This window comes from Sphingomicrobium marinum (assembly GCF_026157105.1).
In the GTDB taxonomy this organism is placed as follows: domain Bacteria; phylum Pseudomonadota; class Alphaproteobacteria; order Sphingomonadales; family Sphingomonadaceae; genus Sphingomicrobium; species Sphingomicrobium marinum.
This window is the reverse complement of the sequence record NZ_JANPVQ010000001.1, coordinates 1,762,162-1,777,523: the sequence shown is the minus strand read 5'-3', so window position 1 is coordinate 1,777,523 and position 15,362 is coordinate 1,762,162. Positions and strand designations below refer to the sequence as shown.

20 protein-coding genes and 1 other RNA gene are annotated in these 15,362 nt (G+C 62.0%); 9 read left to right on the top strand and 12 right to left on the bottom strand.

Going from position 1 to position 15,362, the window contains the following annotated elements; all coding sequences use genetic code 11:
* The first annotated feature begins 587 nt into the window (after positions 1-587).
* From NUX07_RS09130 to NUX07_RS09120, 3 genes are all read left to right on the top strand, one after another.
* Positions 588-1,253: an energy transducer TonB gene (locus NUX07_RS09130; RefSeq protein ID WP_265530264.1), complete on the top strand. Its 666-nt coding sequence runs from the start codon at positions 588-590 to the stop codon at positions 1,251-1,253.
* A gap of 70 nt (positions 1,254-1,323) precedes the next feature.
* A complete protein-coding gene (locus NUX07_RS09125; RefSeq protein WP_265530263.1) occupies positions 1,324-2,205 on the top strand; it encodes an energy transducer TonB in 882 nt (293 codons plus the stop codon).
* Between the two features lie 145 nt (positions 2,206-2,350).
* The gene (locus NUX07_RS09120) at positions 2,351-3,097 is read left to right on the top strand and encodes a methyltransferase domain-containing protein (RefSeq protein ID WP_265530262.1); all 747 of its coding nucleotides are present in this window, start codon (positions 2,351-2,353) and stop codon (positions 3,095-3,097) included.
* A gap of 73 nt (positions 3,098-3,170) precedes the next feature.
* Here the strand turns inward: NUX07_RS09120 and NUX07_RS09115 are convergent, their stop codons facing one another.
* A complete protein-coding gene (locus NUX07_RS09115) occupies positions 3,171-3,926 on the bottom strand; it encodes a LytR/AlgR family response regulator transcription factor (RefSeq protein ID WP_265530261.1) in 756 nt (251 codons plus the stop codon).
* A complete protein-coding gene (locus tag NUX07_RS09110) occupies positions 3,916-5,133 on the bottom strand; it encodes a sensor histidine kinase (RefSeq protein WP_265530260.1) in 1,218 nt (405 codons plus the stop codon). The genes NUX07_RS09115 and NUX07_RS09110 overlap by 11 nt, the downstream gene beginning before the upstream one ends.
* A 138-nt stretch (positions 5,134-5,271) precedes the next feature.
* On the opposite strand from NUX07_RS09110, the gene NUX07_RS09105 reads away from it, so the two are divergent.
* Both NUX07_RS09105 and NUX07_RS09100 read left to right on the top strand, forming a co-directional pair.
* Positions 5,272-5,457 (top strand): hypothetical protein, encoded by a 186-nt coding sequence (locus NUX07_RS09105; RefSeq protein ID WP_265530259.1) that lies wholly within the window; start codon positions 5,272-5,274, stop codon positions 5,455-5,457.
* Positions 5,458-5,698: 241 nt separating this feature from the next.
* Entirely contained in the window at positions 5,699-6,250 is a 552-nt protein-coding gene (locus NUX07_RS09100) for a hypothetical protein (protein ID WP_407696148.1), read from the top strand.
* Here the strand turns inward: NUX07_RS09100 and NUX07_RS09095 are convergent.
* The 3 genes from NUX07_RS09095 to NUX07_RS09085 are packed head-to-tail and all read right to left on the bottom strand — an operon-like array spanning position 6,247 to position 8,476.
* Entirely contained in the window at positions 6,247-6,729 is a 483-nt protein-coding gene (locus NUX07_RS09095; RefSeq protein WP_265530257.1) for a 5' nucleotidase, NT5C type, read from the bottom strand. The genes NUX07_RS09100 and NUX07_RS09095 overlap by 4 nt on opposite strands.
* Positions 6,726-7,097 (bottom strand): hypothetical protein, encoded by a 372-nt coding sequence (locus NUX07_RS09090; protein ID WP_265530256.1) that lies wholly within the window; start codon positions 7,095-7,097, stop codon positions 6,726-6,728. Before NUX07_RS09090 ends, NUX07_RS09095 begins: the two co-directional genes overlap by 4 nt.
* A complete protein-coding gene (locus NUX07_RS09085) occupies positions 7,097-8,476 on the bottom strand; it encodes a Mur ligase family protein (protein WP_265530255.1) in 1,380 nt (459 codons plus the stop codon). The genes NUX07_RS09090 and NUX07_RS09085 overlap by 1 nt, the downstream gene beginning before the upstream one ends.
* Positions 8,477-8,504: 28 nt before the next feature.
* On the opposite strand from NUX07_RS09085, the gene NUX07_RS09080 reads away from it, so the two are divergent.
* Positions 8,505-9,332, top strand: coding sequence for an LD-carboxypeptidase (locus NUX07_RS09080; protein ID WP_265530254.1), 828 nt, complete (start codon positions 8,505-8,507; stop codon positions 9,330-9,332).
* A gap of 118 nt (positions 9,333-9,450) precedes the next feature.
* A complete protein-coding gene (locus NUX07_RS09075; protein ID WP_265530253.1) occupies positions 9,451-9,714 on the top strand; it encodes an SWIB/MDM2 domain-containing protein in 264 nt (87 codons plus the stop codon).
* Positions 9,715-9,807: 93 nt separating this feature from the next.
* Here NUX07_RS09075 and NUX07_RS09070 read toward each other — a convergent pair whose 3' ends face one another.
* From NUX07_RS09070 to NUX07_RS09045, 6 genes are all read right to left on the bottom strand, one after another.
* A complete protein-coding gene (locus NUX07_RS09070; protein WP_265530252.1) occupies positions 9,808-10,500 on the bottom strand; it encodes an extensin-like domain-containing protein in 693 nt (230 codons plus the stop codon).
* Positions 10,501-10,537: 37 nt separating this feature from the next.
* The gene (locus NUX07_RS09065; RefSeq protein WP_265530251.1) at positions 10,538-11,170 is read right to left on the bottom strand and encodes an NUDIX hydrolase; all 633 of its coding nucleotides are present in this window, start codon (positions 11,168-11,170) and stop codon (positions 10,538-10,540) included.
* 84 nt (positions 11,171-11,254) lie between these two features.
* Positions 11,255-11,509, bottom strand: a complete 255-nt coding sequence (locus tag NUX07_RS09060; protein ID WP_265530250.1) for a hypothetical protein — start codon at positions 11,507-11,509, stop codon at positions 11,255-11,257.
* A gap of 31 nt (positions 11,510-11,540) precedes the next feature.
* Entirely contained in the window at positions 11,541-11,777 is a 237-nt protein-coding gene (locus tag NUX07_RS09055) for a hypothetical protein (RefSeq protein ID WP_265530249.1), read from the bottom strand.
* Positions 11,778-11,807: 30 nt separating this feature from the next.
* Positions 11,808-12,056: a hypothetical protein gene (locus NUX07_RS09050; RefSeq protein ID WP_265530248.1), complete on the bottom strand. Its 249-nt coding sequence runs from the start codon at positions 12,054-12,056 to the stop codon at positions 11,808-11,810.
* A gap of 52 nt (positions 12,057-12,108) precedes the next feature.
* The gene (locus NUX07_RS09045) at positions 12,109-12,321 is read right to left on the bottom strand and encodes a hypothetical protein (protein ID WP_265530247.1); all 213 of its coding nucleotides are present in this window, start codon (positions 12,319-12,321) and stop codon (positions 12,109-12,111) included.
* A gap of 85 nt (positions 12,322-12,406) precedes the next feature.
* Between NUX07_RS09045 and ssrA the strand changes: the two genes are divergently transcribed.
* Positions 12,407-12,757, top strand: a transfer-messenger RNA (tmRNA) gene (gene ssrA, locus NUX07_RS09040).
* Positions 12,758-12,881: 124 nt separating this feature from the next.
* On the opposite strand, the gene NUX07_RS09035 is transcribed toward ssrA, so the two are convergent.
* Positions 12,882-13,154 carry a hypothetical protein gene (locus NUX07_RS09035; protein WP_265530246.1) on the bottom strand — a complete coding sequence of 91 codons (273 nt, stop codon included), beginning with the start codon at positions 13,152-13,154 and terminating at the stop codon, positions 12,882-12,884.
* A 170-nt stretch (positions 13,155-13,324) separates the two neighbouring features.
* Between NUX07_RS09035 and NUX07_RS09030 the strand changes: the two genes are divergently transcribed.
* On the top strand, positions 13,325-15,349 hold the full coding sequence (locus NUX07_RS09030; RefSeq protein WP_265530245.1) for an amidohydrolase family protein: 2,025 nt from the start codon (positions 13,325-13,327) through the stop codon (positions 15,347-15,349).
* The last annotated feature ends 13 nt before the right edge of the window (positions 15,350-15,362 follow it).

The following is a 15,362-nucleotide window of genomic DNA, read 5'->3' as shown; positions in this document are numbered from 1 at the left end:
GGGGTCGTGCATAACAATACTCGTGATCGGGACGAAGTGCCCGGCCCCCTCGGGGGAAGGGATCACCAAGTACCGATCTCCGCCGACAGGCGCTTGTCAGGTCTGTAAGCCTCCTTCGGGAGGCCCCGTGGAACTGACGTAGACCAGTCGGTTGGATGGCGCCGGAAGAGCTAGTCTTCCTGTCGCAGCGCGGTTCGGAGCTTCGGCGAAGAACAAGCGGCGCGAAGGAGCTAGCCCAAGAAGGGCCGCGGAAGTCCGAGTGGCTGTGGGCATGCTTGCATGACCAGGCCGATGCGGACCGGAGGGAAAAGCGAGGGGAACCGCAAGGGGAACCTGCGCTAGCCGGAAGGAAAGCATTGGCTCCTCACGGAGGCCAAACGGCACGGAAGCGACGCCTGAGCGGGTGCGCAAGGATTGTGGAAAGTTGTCCTCCGGGACGAACGGAAGCAAAGACCGGCAAACCATGCTCGGCGCAGAGGGGACCAGCAGCAATGCTGGTCCCCTTTTCCGTTTAAGCGCACGGGTTCGCGGCGCGGCGGACGACTGTTTGCTTGTGCCAACGATGGCGCTGGCGCAGGGTGGACCGTGTGAAACGGCGTCCGACCCATATTCCGCACATTCCGGGACAACGACGCCGCGGCGTCAACGTGCCCAACCTGCCCAAGGCGTGGGTGTCGCGCCGGGGTGAAACCTGGCCCGAAAATCGGAACCGTCGGCGCAACAAGACAAAAACCAAGTCGGGTTGCGGCTTTCCCTTTTGGCTCGTCATCCTGGCCTTCATCGGCTGGAACATGGTGGGCGATGATGTCGACTGGTCGTGGCTTTCCGACCAGCTGAGCCAGACCGAGGACGCTGAGCAGGCGCCGCTCCCCGACGACGAAGTGCCGGCCGACCCTCCCATCGTCCAATTGCCGCCACCGCCGCCCATCGATGCCCCCGATATGTCGACGCCGTCCGTGACCGGCCCCACGCCGCCGCGCGGTGCTCTGGCCAACCTGTTCACGGCCGACGATTACCCGAGCAGCGCGCTGCGCAACGACGAAGAAGGCATCGTTCGGGCGCGCTTGATCGTCGGCGTGGATGGTCGGGTACGCGATTGCACTGTCGTTCGCAGCAGCGGCTCGAGCGCGCTCGATACTGCGACCTGCGACATCTTCATCCGGCGTTCCCGGTTCGACCCCGCGCGCGATGCGTCGGGCAACGCGGTGGAAGGATCGCTCGTCACGCCGGCGATACGCTGGGTCATTCCGTAGCAGCAGCGGCATTGCAGCCCGTGCCGTGCCTGCTATTCTTTTCGAGCCGAGTATAGTTTTGGGGGTCCCGATGCGTATTTTTATCGCTGCTTGTCTTTCCACCGCCTTGCTGATGACCCCGCTGACCGCGGCACAGGAGGGGGCACCACGCGCGCCGACGGGCAAGTGGATCGTCGACTTCGCCGAATCGCAATGCGTCGCGGCGCTCGATTTTGGCGAGCCGGGCGATCCTGAAATGCTGCTGTTCAAGGTCATACCTTCAGGCAACCACGTGCAGGTCGCGATGGTCAGCGACGGTCGCAAGTTCAAGGCGAAGGTCAAACGCGGCGAAATCCGGGTGAACGGATCGAAGCGCGAGGCCCAACTGCTTCATTACGGAACCACCAAAGATAAGACGGTCTATCGCTTCCTCATGCCTGGCACGGTGGATTCCATTGCATCGATCGAACGCATCGAGCTCGACTTGCCCGGCATCGATTATGATCTTGCCATCCCGCAGATGGACAAGATCAGCAAGGTGCTCGGCCAGTGCCTCGTGAGCCTTCGTGAATATTGGAATGTCGATAATGGCAAGATCGCAGTGGGGCCGCAGGGCGACGTTCGGACGATCTTCAGCAGTCGCGACTATCCGGCACAGGCGTTCCGCGACAAAGAAAGCGGCATCGCGCGCGCCTTCTTGTTGATCGACGAGGAGGGAAAAGTGGCCGACTGCACGATCAGCGCTTTCGCCGGCAACGTTCTGTTCGCGACGCAGACCTGCGCGGTGATGGTCGACCGGCTCGAAATGGAGCCGGCGCGCGATGCGAAAGGCAATGCCGTGCGCTCGAGCTATGGAACGCCGAGCATACGTTGGATCATTCAGGGTGGTACTCCGATGGACGAACTACAAGCCGAAATGGACCGCCTGACCGACGCGGCGGGCAACTGCATCGAGTTCGGGGGCACGTGCTAGATTTGCACGGCGTGAAAGGCGGCGGCGCACTGGTCCAGCGCCATCGCAGCGGCTGGCCGAGGCCGCTCGCAGATTGATCGATTGCCCCCTGCGCAAGTCGTTTCGCAAAGTCTATGACCGAGCCTGCAACAAAGGGGAGAGAGATATGAAATCGATACTTTCAGTGGCCGCCTTGCTGATGTCATCTGCGGCGTTGGCTGCGCCTGCAGACGTCGCGAAAAGCGCTGCGGCGGACACGCGGAGCGAACGCAACGTGGCGCTCGATGCCAGCCGCAAGCCGGTCGAACTGTTGCAATGGGCAGGCGTCGAGCAGGGCGACCGCGTGCTCGATATCTTCGGTGCCAATCTTTATTGGGCCGAGATTGTCGCCCCCGCGATCGGCAGTGAGGGTCGCTACACGATCTGGCAGCCGACGCAGTTTTTCGGCGAGCCGGCGCAAGCGGCAACCGGCGCTTTCGTTCAGGCCTACCCCTACGGCGATATCGCGACGGCGCGGTTCGAGGACTTGACGTTCGAGGACGGAGCGTACGACTTCATCATCCTCAATCTCAATGCGCACGATTTCTGGTTCGTCAGCGAGCGTTTCGACATTCCCGAAATGGATCCTGCCGCGCATGTACAGGAGGTCGCCGACGCACTGGCGCCTGGTGGAAAGCTATTGTTGATCGACCATCGCGGCGCACCGACGGATGATCCGCGCGCGCAGGTCAACGCGCTCCACCGGATCGATCCGGCGGTAATCATCGACGTGTTCGGGGACGCCGGACTTTATCTGAAGGGCACCAACGATGCCCTAGCGAACGACGATGACGACTTGTCGCTGAACGTGTTCGACGAGGCGATTGCGGGCAAGACGAGCCGCTTCGTCCATCTCTTCGTCAAACCCGAGTAGACGATCGCTCAGACGACAGGTGGCGCCGCCTCCGATGTGAGGGGTGCCCCTTGTCGTTTGGCGAAGCGCGGCTTTAACGGGCGGCGATCTCGCGGACTTTTTCGCTGTAGAGACGGCCGACGGGTTGTTCGGTGCCATCAGCCAGCCTCGCGACCCAGCGGCCCGAGGCGTTGCGCGAAAAGCCGGCGATGAAATCGCGGCGCACCATCGCGGAGCGGTGGAGACGCACGAACACCGAAGGGTCGAGCCCTTCTTCCAATGCGGTCATCGAATGATGGATCAACCAGCTCCGCTGGCCGACATGGAGGCGCATATAGTCGCGCTCGGCCGTGACACGTTCAATATCGCGCGCGGCAATGCGAACGAGCCCCGAAAGGTCGCTCGCCCAGAATTCCTCGAGCCACGGACTTTTTTCCTTGCCGGTCGCGAGTTCTCCGAGGTCCTCGTCACGCGTTTCGATGGCCGCCTTGGCGCGATCGATCGCGGTCACGAGCCGATCCTGATCGACCGGCTTCATCACATAGTCGACCGCCGCGACTTCAAACGCGGCGACAGCGAACTGGTCGAACGCGGTCACGAATATTACCGCGGGCGCATCCTGCTGCTTACCAAGTGCGCGAGCGACTTCAATGCCGTCGAGCCCGGGCATGGCAATGTCGAGCAGGAGAATGTCGGGCTTGAGCTCGTTGGCCTTGGCGACGGCTTCATCGCCATCTTCGGCGATACCGACGAGTTCGAGCCCGTCCATGCGCTCGATAAGGATCTGCAGGCGCTCGGCTGCCAGCGGCTCGTCATCGGCCACGAGCACCGTCAATTTGTCAGTCATCATCTTCCTCGTTGGAAAGGGCCGGGACCGCAATCGAGACCTTGTAGCCGTCGCTCACGGCGCCAAAGCGGCAATCGGCGCGGCCGCCGAAATGGGTTTCGAGGCGCTGGCACACGTTGGTGAGGCCGGTGCCGGTGCCGGTCGGGCGGGGGCGATCGGCCGACACGCCCTTGGGCAAGGTATTGTGAACATCGATTTGGATGCGACCGTCGCCAAGGGGCTTGGCGGCGATCGTGATCGTGACCTTTTCGCGCGTCTGGCTGACGCCGTACTTGATGGCGTTCTCGACGATGGGCTGGAGGATCAGCGCCGGAACTTCGACGTCCGACAGATGGTCGGGCACGTCGATATTGACGCTCAGCCGGTTGGGGAAGCGTGCCTGCTCAATATCGAGATAGAGGCGCTGCAGATCGATTTCCTCAGCAAGGCTGACGCTTTCGGCGGGGTCGAGCGACAGCGAGGTGCGGAAGAAGGTCGACAGCGCCATCAGCATGCTCTCGGCGCGCTCAGTGCGGCCCGTCATGACCAGCGACGACAGGCTGTTGAGCGTGTTGAAAAGGAAGTGCGGGTTGACCTGGTAGCGTAGCGCGCGGACCTGTGCGGCCTGGGCGGCAGCTTCGGCGGCAGCAAGCTGGCGGCGTCCCTCGGCGACCTGCGCGGTCGAGACGCCGGCGATGTAGACGGCGCTCCACGCGGCGAAGAAGAATAGCCAGATGACTGCTGCATCGGCAGCAATGCGGGCCTTGTCCATCGTGTCGAGCTCGTCGATCCGCGGCAGGGTCAGCACGAGCGGTTCGTCGGCAGTGCGGTTGATGGTGATTTCCTGGCCGCGCTGGATGATGACAGCGCCTTCGCGGGCCTGGACCCGATATTCGGCCTTGCTGTCGTTCATCAGCGGGGCGAGCAGCATGAAAGCCAAGCCCTGTCCGATGGCGGCGAAGATGCTGGCCACCGCGGCCACGATGGTGCGGCGCTTGACGCCCGCGCCTTCGGCGACCGAATGGATCGCGAAATAGATGCCGAAGGTGAGGAGCACGCCGGTGATGATCGTCGGCGCACGATTGATTATCACGGCATCGAAGTCGCCCGACAGGATGGCGCGCACGACGACGGTGACGATGTAGATCGCCCACACGGCACCGATGGTCTTGGCGGCAAAACCGAGGTCTCCGAACGCACGCCGACCGCCCTGAATCGCTGAATGCTGCATGATTGAAGCTGTACGCCCACCTTGTAACTGGCGAAAGGGGGGCGCGGGGCGCTGGTAGAAGCGTCACATCCGCTGGTCGAATTCGGAACGCAACGGTGTGCCTGCACGTTGGCAAAGAAACGATATGAGGAGCCGATGATGACCGACCACAAGCCTAAGGACGAACCGAGCGCGGAACTGGAAAAGAAGGTGCGCGAGCATCCGGAAAACGAGGACCTGCAGGTCGATCTCGGCAGCGATGAATCGATGGACGCCAGCGATCCGCCTTCCTCGACCCAACCTGGTGCCTATCGCGGCGACCCTGTTCCGGATGAGGAAGAATAGACACAATTTTGGTACGGGGACTCAACAACCCGTTCAGATCGTTGCCAAATTCACACAGTTGCTGGCGAAAGCCCGTCGCCATGGCAATCTAGTGTTGTATCCAAACGCCTTCACGGCTTCACTCTCTCCATTCCCGGGGTGGGGGGATCAGGTCGGCGGGTTAATGCCTCGCTAACGCATAGTTAACGTGTCGCTAACGATCGTCGGCCTATGATCTCCTTGGAAAGTAAGGAGATTGATGATGTCGAAGGCGAAGGGCACGGGCGCAACAGGCGCAATGCTCATCAGCGAGATGAAGGAGTTTGCAGGCTTTAAGAAGGCCACGCAGCGCTACATCCGCCGGTCGCTCGACATCGCGTTCAATCGCAGTGCCGATCCGCTTGATACCTGGGCGCGCGACGAAATCGAAGCAGCCTCGATCAACGCCCAGGCGCGCATCTACCGTCATATCGATCCCGTGCGTGCGGACATTCCGGACGATAGCGGTCTCGACATGCTCGAACCCTTTCTTGGCGAACTGGTGACGATGTCGGCCTTCGATCTCGGCCAGGACCGTCTGCCGGCCTTCGCGCCCTATCGCTTCCTTTACGAGCGTCTTCTGGGTGCTTCGGTGCGCCCCTGGCTACCCAGTGCCTTTTGCGGCGCCGCGTCGCTGCCGCATTTGCACCCCGATCGCCGCCGCACGCTGCTCCAGTCGATCAGCGAAAGCGCCGCGACCGCTCCCGGCTGGTCGACCCGCGAACCGGTTTTCTGGCCGGAATGGGTAAGCAAGGTGGAACCCGCTGCCGCCTAAGGGGCGCTGACAGACGGGAAAATCCAGCTCAATTCTTCAAGGGTCGTTTCGGGGCTGCGGTGCAGCACGAAGCGGCCCTTGCCTTGTTCGACCCACGGATTCCGGGCTTTTTCTCGATCGTCGACCAGCACGTCACCCGGGCGGGCGTAGCGCCACTTGTCGCGCGCCATGCAGGTGACGATTTTCAGATCAGGAAAATGCCGCTGCGCCCATTTGCGTTTTTGCGGGGCCGCCCATTTGCCCAATGGCAGGCCGGTTAGGAGGATAGGCTTCAGGTGACGCAGTCGCTCGACCATGTCTTCAGCGCCGGGCAGGGGATCCAGATTGGCATAAAAACCTTCCGCGCGCGCTAGCGCCTTCCAGAACCCGCCGCGTCCGCGCTGCGCTTCTAGCTGTTCGGGCGTGAGGCCGGTGAGACGCACCACACCGCCATCGAAATCGGCGAGCACGCCGTCGACGTCCAGGAAAAGCTGCGTCACAGTAAGCCCGGCTCCGCACTGAAAGGAATTGCCGGTTCGACCGGGGCCCAGCCAGCTTCGGCAATCAGGTCGTTGCTGTGTTTGGGGGCAAGCCCACTATCCGGATCGAGCGACCAGGTAATGTGATAGGTGCTTCCGTCGGAGCGCTGGGTTTTGCCATCGCACGTCACGACCAATGCCTCGATCCCGCGACCGTCATCAGCGTGACCCACGACGTTGAAGTTTGCCGGACCAGGGACCGGTTTTGCAGCCTTGTGGCTCCATAATGTGACGTGGTGGGCGATAAGCTTGGCATAACGCGGGGGAAAACGCTCGAGCAGGCGCGCGCGATCCGCATCATCCAAAATCCATCCGACAGCGCGCGGCATCAGCTGCGCTCGGCAAGGCTCGCGACAATGCCTTGCGCATAGGCGATCAGGCTATCGTCGCGCGCACCCATGACGAGGATCGTGTCGCCGGGTTCTGCCTCTTCGGCAAGCCGCGCGGCGATGATGTCGCGGTCGGGGATGTGCGTGGCCTGGCCGCCATGCTTCCTGACTTCGGCCGATAACCAGTCCGATCCGCGCGATTTGTCCGCGGTCCCGCCGTGATAGACAGGATCGGGAAAATAAAGCCTGTCGCCCGCCTTGAGGTGCTCGGCGAAGACGGCGGCCAGTTCCTCGCCCATCTGGTTCAGTGGGCCATAGCCGTGCGGCTGGAACATGATGAGCAGCGGGTCGTGGGCCAGCGTGCGCAACGTGGCGCGGACCTTGTCCGGATTGTGGCCGAAATCGTCATAGACCGCGACGCCTGCAACTTCTCCAACTTTCTCAAGGCGACGCTTGAGACCAAGGAAGCGCGCCAAGGCGCTGGCGGCTTCTTCGAGCGGGACGCCGAGTTCGCCGACGGCGGCAAGCGCGGCCAGAGCGTTCTCCGCGTTGTGGCGCCCGCGCATGGGCAGCGCGACGGGCACGACTTCGCCTTTGGCGCGCAGCGTGAAGGTGAGGCCCATATCCTCCAGATGAAGATCGGTGCCGCGATACGTCGCCTCGCCATCGAACCCGAAGGTGGCAACGTGGTCGCGGCCCTCTGCCAGCGCAAGCGCCTCGGCATCGTCACGATTGACCGCACCCCGGTCGGCTGCGTCGAGAAAATTACCGAATAGCGACCGCAATTCCTCCATCGATTTATGGTCGAGGCTGACATTGTTCACGATCGCGACCGTGGGCGTGTAGAGCGCGATCGAACCATCGCTCTCGTCCACCTCGGCCACGAACAGGTCGGGGTCGCCCGACAAGGCGGACGCAAAGGGAGCGCTGGGCGAGGCGAAGTTCTTCATCACGCCGCCATTCATGACGGTGGGTTCGCGCCCCGTGGCGACCAGCATCCAGGCGACCATGCCGGTAACCGTCGATTTGCCGCTGGTGCCGCCGATGGCGATCGACTTGGCGGCTGTATTCAGTTGCTGCGAGAGTAGTTCGGGGCGGGTCACGCGATCGAGACCCAATTCGGCCGCGCGCACCATATCGGGCACGGTGTCCTCGATGGCCGCGCTGGCGACCAGCGTCATACCCTCGGCCAGGCCGCTGCCATCCTGCGGGAACAAGTCGATCCCCATGCTGCGCAAATAGTCGAATTTGGGGGCGGTGCGTCCGGCATCGAGACTGCGGTCCGAACCCGAGACCTTCGCGCCGCGAGCGCGCAAAATCGCCGCAAGCGGGAGCATTCCGGAGCCACCGATACCGCAGAAGAAATAGTGGTTGGTCATTAGCCCCGCGCTATGCGATTGCGCGTGTATGGGCAAGGCATCCACTATTGCTGTCGTCGCACCGGGGCGCGCGTTGGACGCATCGCTGGTGCCTTTGGTGCAGGCGCGCGCCGAAGCCGCCGGTGCCGAACTGATCATGCATCCGCAATGTTTTGCCGAAGACGGGCACTTTGCCGGGAGCGATTCCGAGCGCCTTGATGCGCTGCACCAGGTCATGGCGGACGAGCGCGTCGATGCGGTGTGGTTTGCGCGCGGCGGCTACGGTGCAGGGCGGATCGCTGAAGCGGCGATGGCCGCCCTGCCCGAGGCGGCGCGGACTAAAACATATCTGGGCTATTCGGACGCGGGCTTCTTGCTGGCGGCGCTGCACAAAGTCGGGTGCGACGTGGCGCACGGGCCGATGCCCCAGGACGGCGCCCGCGAGGGCGGCGAAGCGGCGCTTGACCGCGCGCTGGCGTGGCTGGTGCGGCGCGACGAGGCGACGCTCGAGCCTGGGCTCACGCGCGGGGTTCCTGCGATGGCGTTCAACCTCACCGTATTGTCGCATCTCGTCGGAACGCCGATGGTGCCCGATCTGGCCGGCGTCGACCTGCTGATCGAGGATGTCGGCGAATATCTCTACGCCACCGACCGGGCGCTGCTCCATGTCACTGGGCAGGAATCGGTGCGCGGCGTCGCGCAACTGCGGCATGGTCGGTTCAGCGACGTGCCCGAAAATGACATACCGTTCGGACGCGGGCTCGAGGCGATGATCAAAGGCTGGTGCGAACGGTCAGGAATTCGACATGGCGGCAGCGCCGATATCGGTCATGATGCCGCCAATAAGATCGTCCCTTTTGGTCCACGTGGCGGTTAAATCGCTCCTAAGGGGCGCCTAAGGGGAAAACTTATCCACAATTTGCGATTCTCTCTCTTGGCAAAGAGGGAAAAGCCCGCTCTACTTTTTTTCGACAATAACAGGAGGGCCAAAACAAATGGCAGATTCAAAGCGCAAAGCAGGTGGTGGACTTGCTCGTCCGGTAACCCCGTCGTCGGAACTGGCGGCCATCGTGGGAACCGCCCCGCTGCCGCGCAGCGAAGTCGTCTCGAAAATGTGGACGTACATCAAGGCTAACAACCTTCAGAATCCGCAGAATAAGCGGGAAATCATGGCTGACGACAAACTCCGTCCGATCTTCGGGCAGGACAAGGTCACCATGTTCGAAATGAACAAGCACCTGTCGAAGCACCTCAGCTAGAGGCGCTATCATCGACAAGAAAGGGTCGCGGGAAACCGCGGCCCTTTTTTGTTGCAGTGCAGCGACTCAAGGTGTGGCAGGTGCGACTCGCGCTTATCGGCAGATCGACCATCCCGCTGTACGTCCCGAGGCCATGTCGAAATGGAAATGGTCGGCATGTGCGGCGTTGTAATCGGGCGACAGGGTCGTACGGAAAAGGGTGCAGGCGCCATCGCGTACTTCGCGCAAGAAGGCGGCTTCTTCAGGCGTCCCGTTCCAGCTGTCGGTCAGTGTAAGCGTACGCCCGTCCGCCAATTCGAACCCCGATATATCGATGGCATCGGCGGTCGCGTGCGCGCTCCATGCGCCGTCGGCGCGGCCATATAGGCGTCGACAGCTATAGCTGCCGAGTGTGCGGATACGCACGACGCTGGTGCCGAGATGCCGGGCGGCGGCGGGCTGGACAATCTCGCGTTCCCACAGCGTGAGCGCTGCAGCCACGGGGCAGGCGGTGATGGTGTCGCCATAATCCAGCCGGTCACCGTTTGCAGCGCCGAGGCGCATGCCGTCATCATAGCCGCATTGAGGCGTGTCGGACGCGATCGCGGGGGCAGGTGCATCGCCGGTTTCAGCCGCCTCCAGCAGCGCGCGGCAGCGCGGAGCGTCGGTCGTCAGGGCGGCGAGCTTGTCATCGGTAAAGCTGCCGATCGGATCGGCGAGATCGAGCGGGGTCCAGGGAAAGAGCTGGGGCTCTTCGCGCAAGAGCCGCTGATATTCGCGCCAGCCAAGGAAAGCTGCGCCTGCCATAACGGCGAGCAATAGCAGGCTTTTCCAGGGGAATCGTTCAGGCACGTGTGGCGGTGGTCAGCGGTTCGGCGGTGACCGGATAGCCAATTCCGTCGGGGATCACGATATGATCGACCCCGCCGCGCGTTTCGACCCATGGCGTGATCGGATCGGTCGGGTGCGCGGCGGCATCGGCGAATGCCTCTTCGATGGTGGCGAACCCTGCAAGCCGCTCAAGATTGCGCAGCGTCGGGAAGATAGCGCTCGCTTCACCGCGCGCGATCCGATCCAGCATTGCCTGTGCGCTGGTCCATGTCGCGTCGATGATCTCGCCATCCTGGAGCTCGAGCTTCCAGTCGGCTTGCGGCGCGCGCGCCAGAAAAAACCAGGTATCGAAGCGCCGTTCGACATTAAACTTGGGAAGCCAGCGGGCGAAGGGGACGAGCGTTTCGGGGTCCACCGCGGGCATCGCGACTTCTTCCACAGCTTCGCGAACCGCCGCAATCTGGGCGGCTTGAAGATCGCTTGTTGCGGCTTCGCGGTCTTCGGGATCGACGCGTCCGCCGGGCCATACCCATGCACCTGCAGCGAAAGCCATGGCGCGATCGCGCCGGACCATCAGCATCTCGGGTGGGCCGCTTGACGCCTCGCGCAGGAGGATCAGCGTGGCGGCGGGTTTGGCGTCGTGCATCAGTCGGACCTAGCGATCATCACGAGCACAAAAAAGGGGCCGGACAATGCCCGACCCCTCTTTCTTGTCCGAATGACGTGCGGCTTACATGCCGGGAACGTCTTCGGTGCCTTGATCTTCGACCGTAAGGTCTTCTTCGGCGATCGGCGGCGGAGCAGCCGGCTCGGCTTCCTCGACCACTTCTTCGAGAACCTCGTTCGAGGCCTCGATGGCGTTGTCGAGAATGTCTTCCGCTGCGACATCGTTTTCCATGGCTTCTTCAGCCGCTTCTTCGGTGCCGGAACAGGCAGCAAGCGTCAAAGCAACGCTACCCATCATCGCAAAGCTCAGTTTTTTCATCTGATCAATTCCTTATCGGTCGAGGAAGCGACTATTCGGTCGCTTCTTCGATTTCGGCACCGGCTTCGGCAGCTTCGTCACCAGCTTCTTCGACGGCCGCTTCGGTATCGGCTTCCAGCTCATCGCCAGCAGCTTCGATCTCGTCGTCCATCGCTTCAGCGTCAGCTTCCATCGCGTCGTCGACGTCGCTGGCAGCTTCTTCGGTGTTCGAGCAAGCGGCCATACCAAGGGCGGCAACGCCGGCAATCGCGAAAACAGTCTTCTTCATGATGATTTTCCTATTCAACAGATAATTGAATTACATATCGCCTTCGGCGACTTCCTCGGCAACTTCACCGGCTTCGTCGACCTGTTCGGCCTGCTCTTCGAGCGCTTCGGCAGTGGCTTCGTCGCCCATGGCTTCGGCACCTTCAGCAGCTTCTTCCAGGATTTCTTCCTGAGCTTCGGCTTCTTCGGCTACGGCGTCGCCAGCAGCGTCTTCCGACGGGTTGCAGGCAGCAAGACCAAGGGCAGTGGCACCGACAACGGCGAATACAACTTTCTTCATAATAAAATCCCCTTCTTCGAATTTTAGGAACATGCGGGCCTCTTTCGGGCCCTTATTCCGCGACTTCTAGGTTGGTCACGGGCTCCTCGGTGGAGTCAATTTCATTGGCGAGTTCAGCATCGCTGCTGACCTCCTCGAGGCTGGGCGCGTCCGGATCATACTCCCCCTCCGCCAGCGGGCCTTCGGCGTCTCCACCACAGGCCGACAGCGAAAGCAGCGCCAAAGGCGCCGCGAGAAGTACCAAACTTTTGCGCCCGTCACGCAATAGTTATCTTCCTGTCCTCATTACCAATCGAGGCTCCAACGCGGATGGTCCGCCACGGTTCCTCGCTTCGTATCGAACGGTCATGGCGGTTGTTTGTCAACCATATAGTGCTTATCTTGGGTTTGCTGGCTTGCCAGCTACGTCGGTAGACGATCGAGTGGAATAAACATTGCGGACCCGGGGGGCAGTACCCCGGCACCTCCACCACCAGCCGCGAAAACCGCAGTTTTACGCGGTTGCTGATGGGGGTGAAACAGGATCGACGCGTGTGATAAAGGCTCGGTTGCCGATCGGTATGAGACCACCGCGACGGCTCATTTTACAAGTGCCAACGATAACGAGGCGCTCGCTATTGCTGCGTAACGATTAGCCTCACGGCGAAAGTTACAAAGTCATAAGCGCGGTCGGACCCCACCGGGCAACAGAAGGGGATTCCAGCGGTTCGGAGGGTACCGGGCAACAGAAACCCTCCACTTTTTTCATCGCATCGAGACACAAAAAAGGAGCCGCCCGCATCGGGCCGCTCCTTTTTCATCCTGCTATAGCGAAGCGCGAAAAGTTTAGCCGAGGCTCACCGGCAAATCGTCATCCTCGTCATCGAGACCCTGCTCGATCAGGAAAGCGATGGCTGCGACGATGATGACCGCACCGATGATGATGTAGATAGCTTCAAAGCCGTCATCGTCATCATACAGGGCCGCGTTCGAGGCGCTGGCGCTGCTGCTAGAGGCGACGACCGGTACGGCTGCGGCCGGGCGCGTCTCGGCGCTGGCGATGCTCGTGCTGGCGACCAGCGACAGCGCTGCAGCCGCAGTGGAAAATTTCTTGAACATGCTTCTTTTACTCCCTGTGCGACGCGCCGCACCTGGGCGGCCCCCGAAGCCAAGACTTATAACAAGTTAATTTTTAAAATTGAACCCTTATTTAAACCAAGTGCTTCAACCGCTTGCGATGGAGCCAAGGCAGGCGCATAGTTTCACCCATCAAAAAGGGGAGAATCACGATGGGTCGACTGGCGCTTTTTACCGCAGGGCTTCTGGTTTCCACGGCTGCGACGGCGCATCCGGTTTCAAAGGAAGAGCTTTTCGACCCGCCCGAACATGCGACCCAGTTCATTATCGTTTCAGAAACCAATACGCACGGCAGCGAATGGCGTTGGACTACCGATAATGGGGCAGAGGCCTTCCGCAAATCGCAAAGTCTTCGCGGCTGGATCACCGAGACCGACGCGCTGGTCGAACTTGGACCGGACGGCAAGATCCACGGTCTCGAAATTCGCGGGGTTACGCCGTCGGGCGACGCCGCGGAAACGCTGGTGAGCGAGGACGGCAGGTTGCGCTGGGACAGCGGTGCCGACCAGGGCGAGGGGGATGACGGCTTCTACCTGCCGCGCGGCGGCCCCGAGGCGATTTTCGGGCTGCTTGCGGAACATGTCTTCCCGACGGGCGCGGTCGATCTGTTGCCTACCGGCAAGGCCACCAGCCGCATGGGCCCTTCGGTCGAGATCGAGGACGAAGACGGCAACATTACTGCGCAGCTGATGTTCATCGATGGATTGTCGACCAATCCCACGCCCGTCTGGCTTGACCAGGAGGGCCGCCATCTCGCCACGATCAACTGGATGGGGCTGATGCGCGAAGGGTATGAAGAGCATTTCATGACCCTGAAAGCCGTGCAGGAAGAAGCCGCCGCGGCGGCGACCGAAGCGATCGCCGCCCGTTTCCTTACCGAGGAAGCGCGCGCGCCGATTATTTTCGACAATGTCATCCTGTTCGACGCCGTGGCGGGAGTCTTCGTGCCTGACCGGGCGGTCGCTGTCGAAGGCGGTAAGATTGTTGCCATTGCCGAAGCAGGTGGCATCGCACCTCGAAATGGCGTCCGTGTCATCGACGGCACCGGTAAGAGCCTGGTGCCGGGCCTGTGGGATGCGCACAAGCATTTCTCCAACGGCTATGACCTGCTCGCCAATGTGGCGACCGGGATGACCAGCATTCGTAGCCCCGGTAACGGCACGGCCGAGCTGGTGACCTTCGGCGCGGCGCAGCGCGAGGGCAAGATCGTGGCGCCCGAGATATTCGGGACCCCGATCATCGACCAGAAGCATCCGCTATCCGCACAGGGCGCGGACCTGGTGTCGAGCGAGGAAGAGGCGATCGCGGCGGTGCGCAAGGCGCATGAGAACGGGCTCTGGGGCGTGAAATTCTATACCTCGATGAACCCCGAATGGATCGCGCCCGCCGCCGAGGAAGCGCATCGGCTGGGCCTCAATGTCCTTGGTCATGTGCCCGCGACGATGCGGCCTTCCGAAGCGGTCAAGGCGGGCTATGACGAAGTCACGCACCTCAACTTCATCATGATGGAAGCGCTGCCGCAAAGCGTGGTCGACATCTCCAATACGGCGGCGCGTTTCGAAGGACCGGCGCAATATGCCAAAGACGTCGGTCTCGACGGCGAGGTCATGACGGCCTTCTTCGACTTGCTGAAAGAGCGCGGCACGTGGGTCGATCCGACGATCATGATCTTCGAAGGCAGCTTCACCTATACCGACCCCCAGCTTGCCCCGGCGTACCAGCCTTATGCCGGCACCTTGCCCGCAGTGTTCGAACGCCAGCTCAACCAGGGCGGCTATCCACTGTTCGGCGGTGTGACGCGCGAAGACATGCAAAAGAGCTACCAGAAGATGCTCGACCTTATCGGCAAGCTAGATGACGAGGGCATCAAGATGGTGGCGGGCACCGACGGCTATGGGCTCGAACTGGTCCGCGAAATCGAGATCTACGAGATCGCCGGCCTGACCAAGGAGGAGGCGCTGCGCACGGCGACGCTCTATCCCGCCATGCTGGTGGGGATCGACGATCGCACCGGATCGATTACCGTCGGCAAAGAAGCGGACATGGTGCTGGTCGACGGCGATGTCAGCCAAGATCTCGGCGCGCTACGCCGCGTCGTGACGGTGGTGAGCGACGGCTATGTGATGGACGGTGACGAGCTACGCGCCGCCGCCGGGTTCAGCGGAATGCCCAAATAGGCAGAGAACAGGG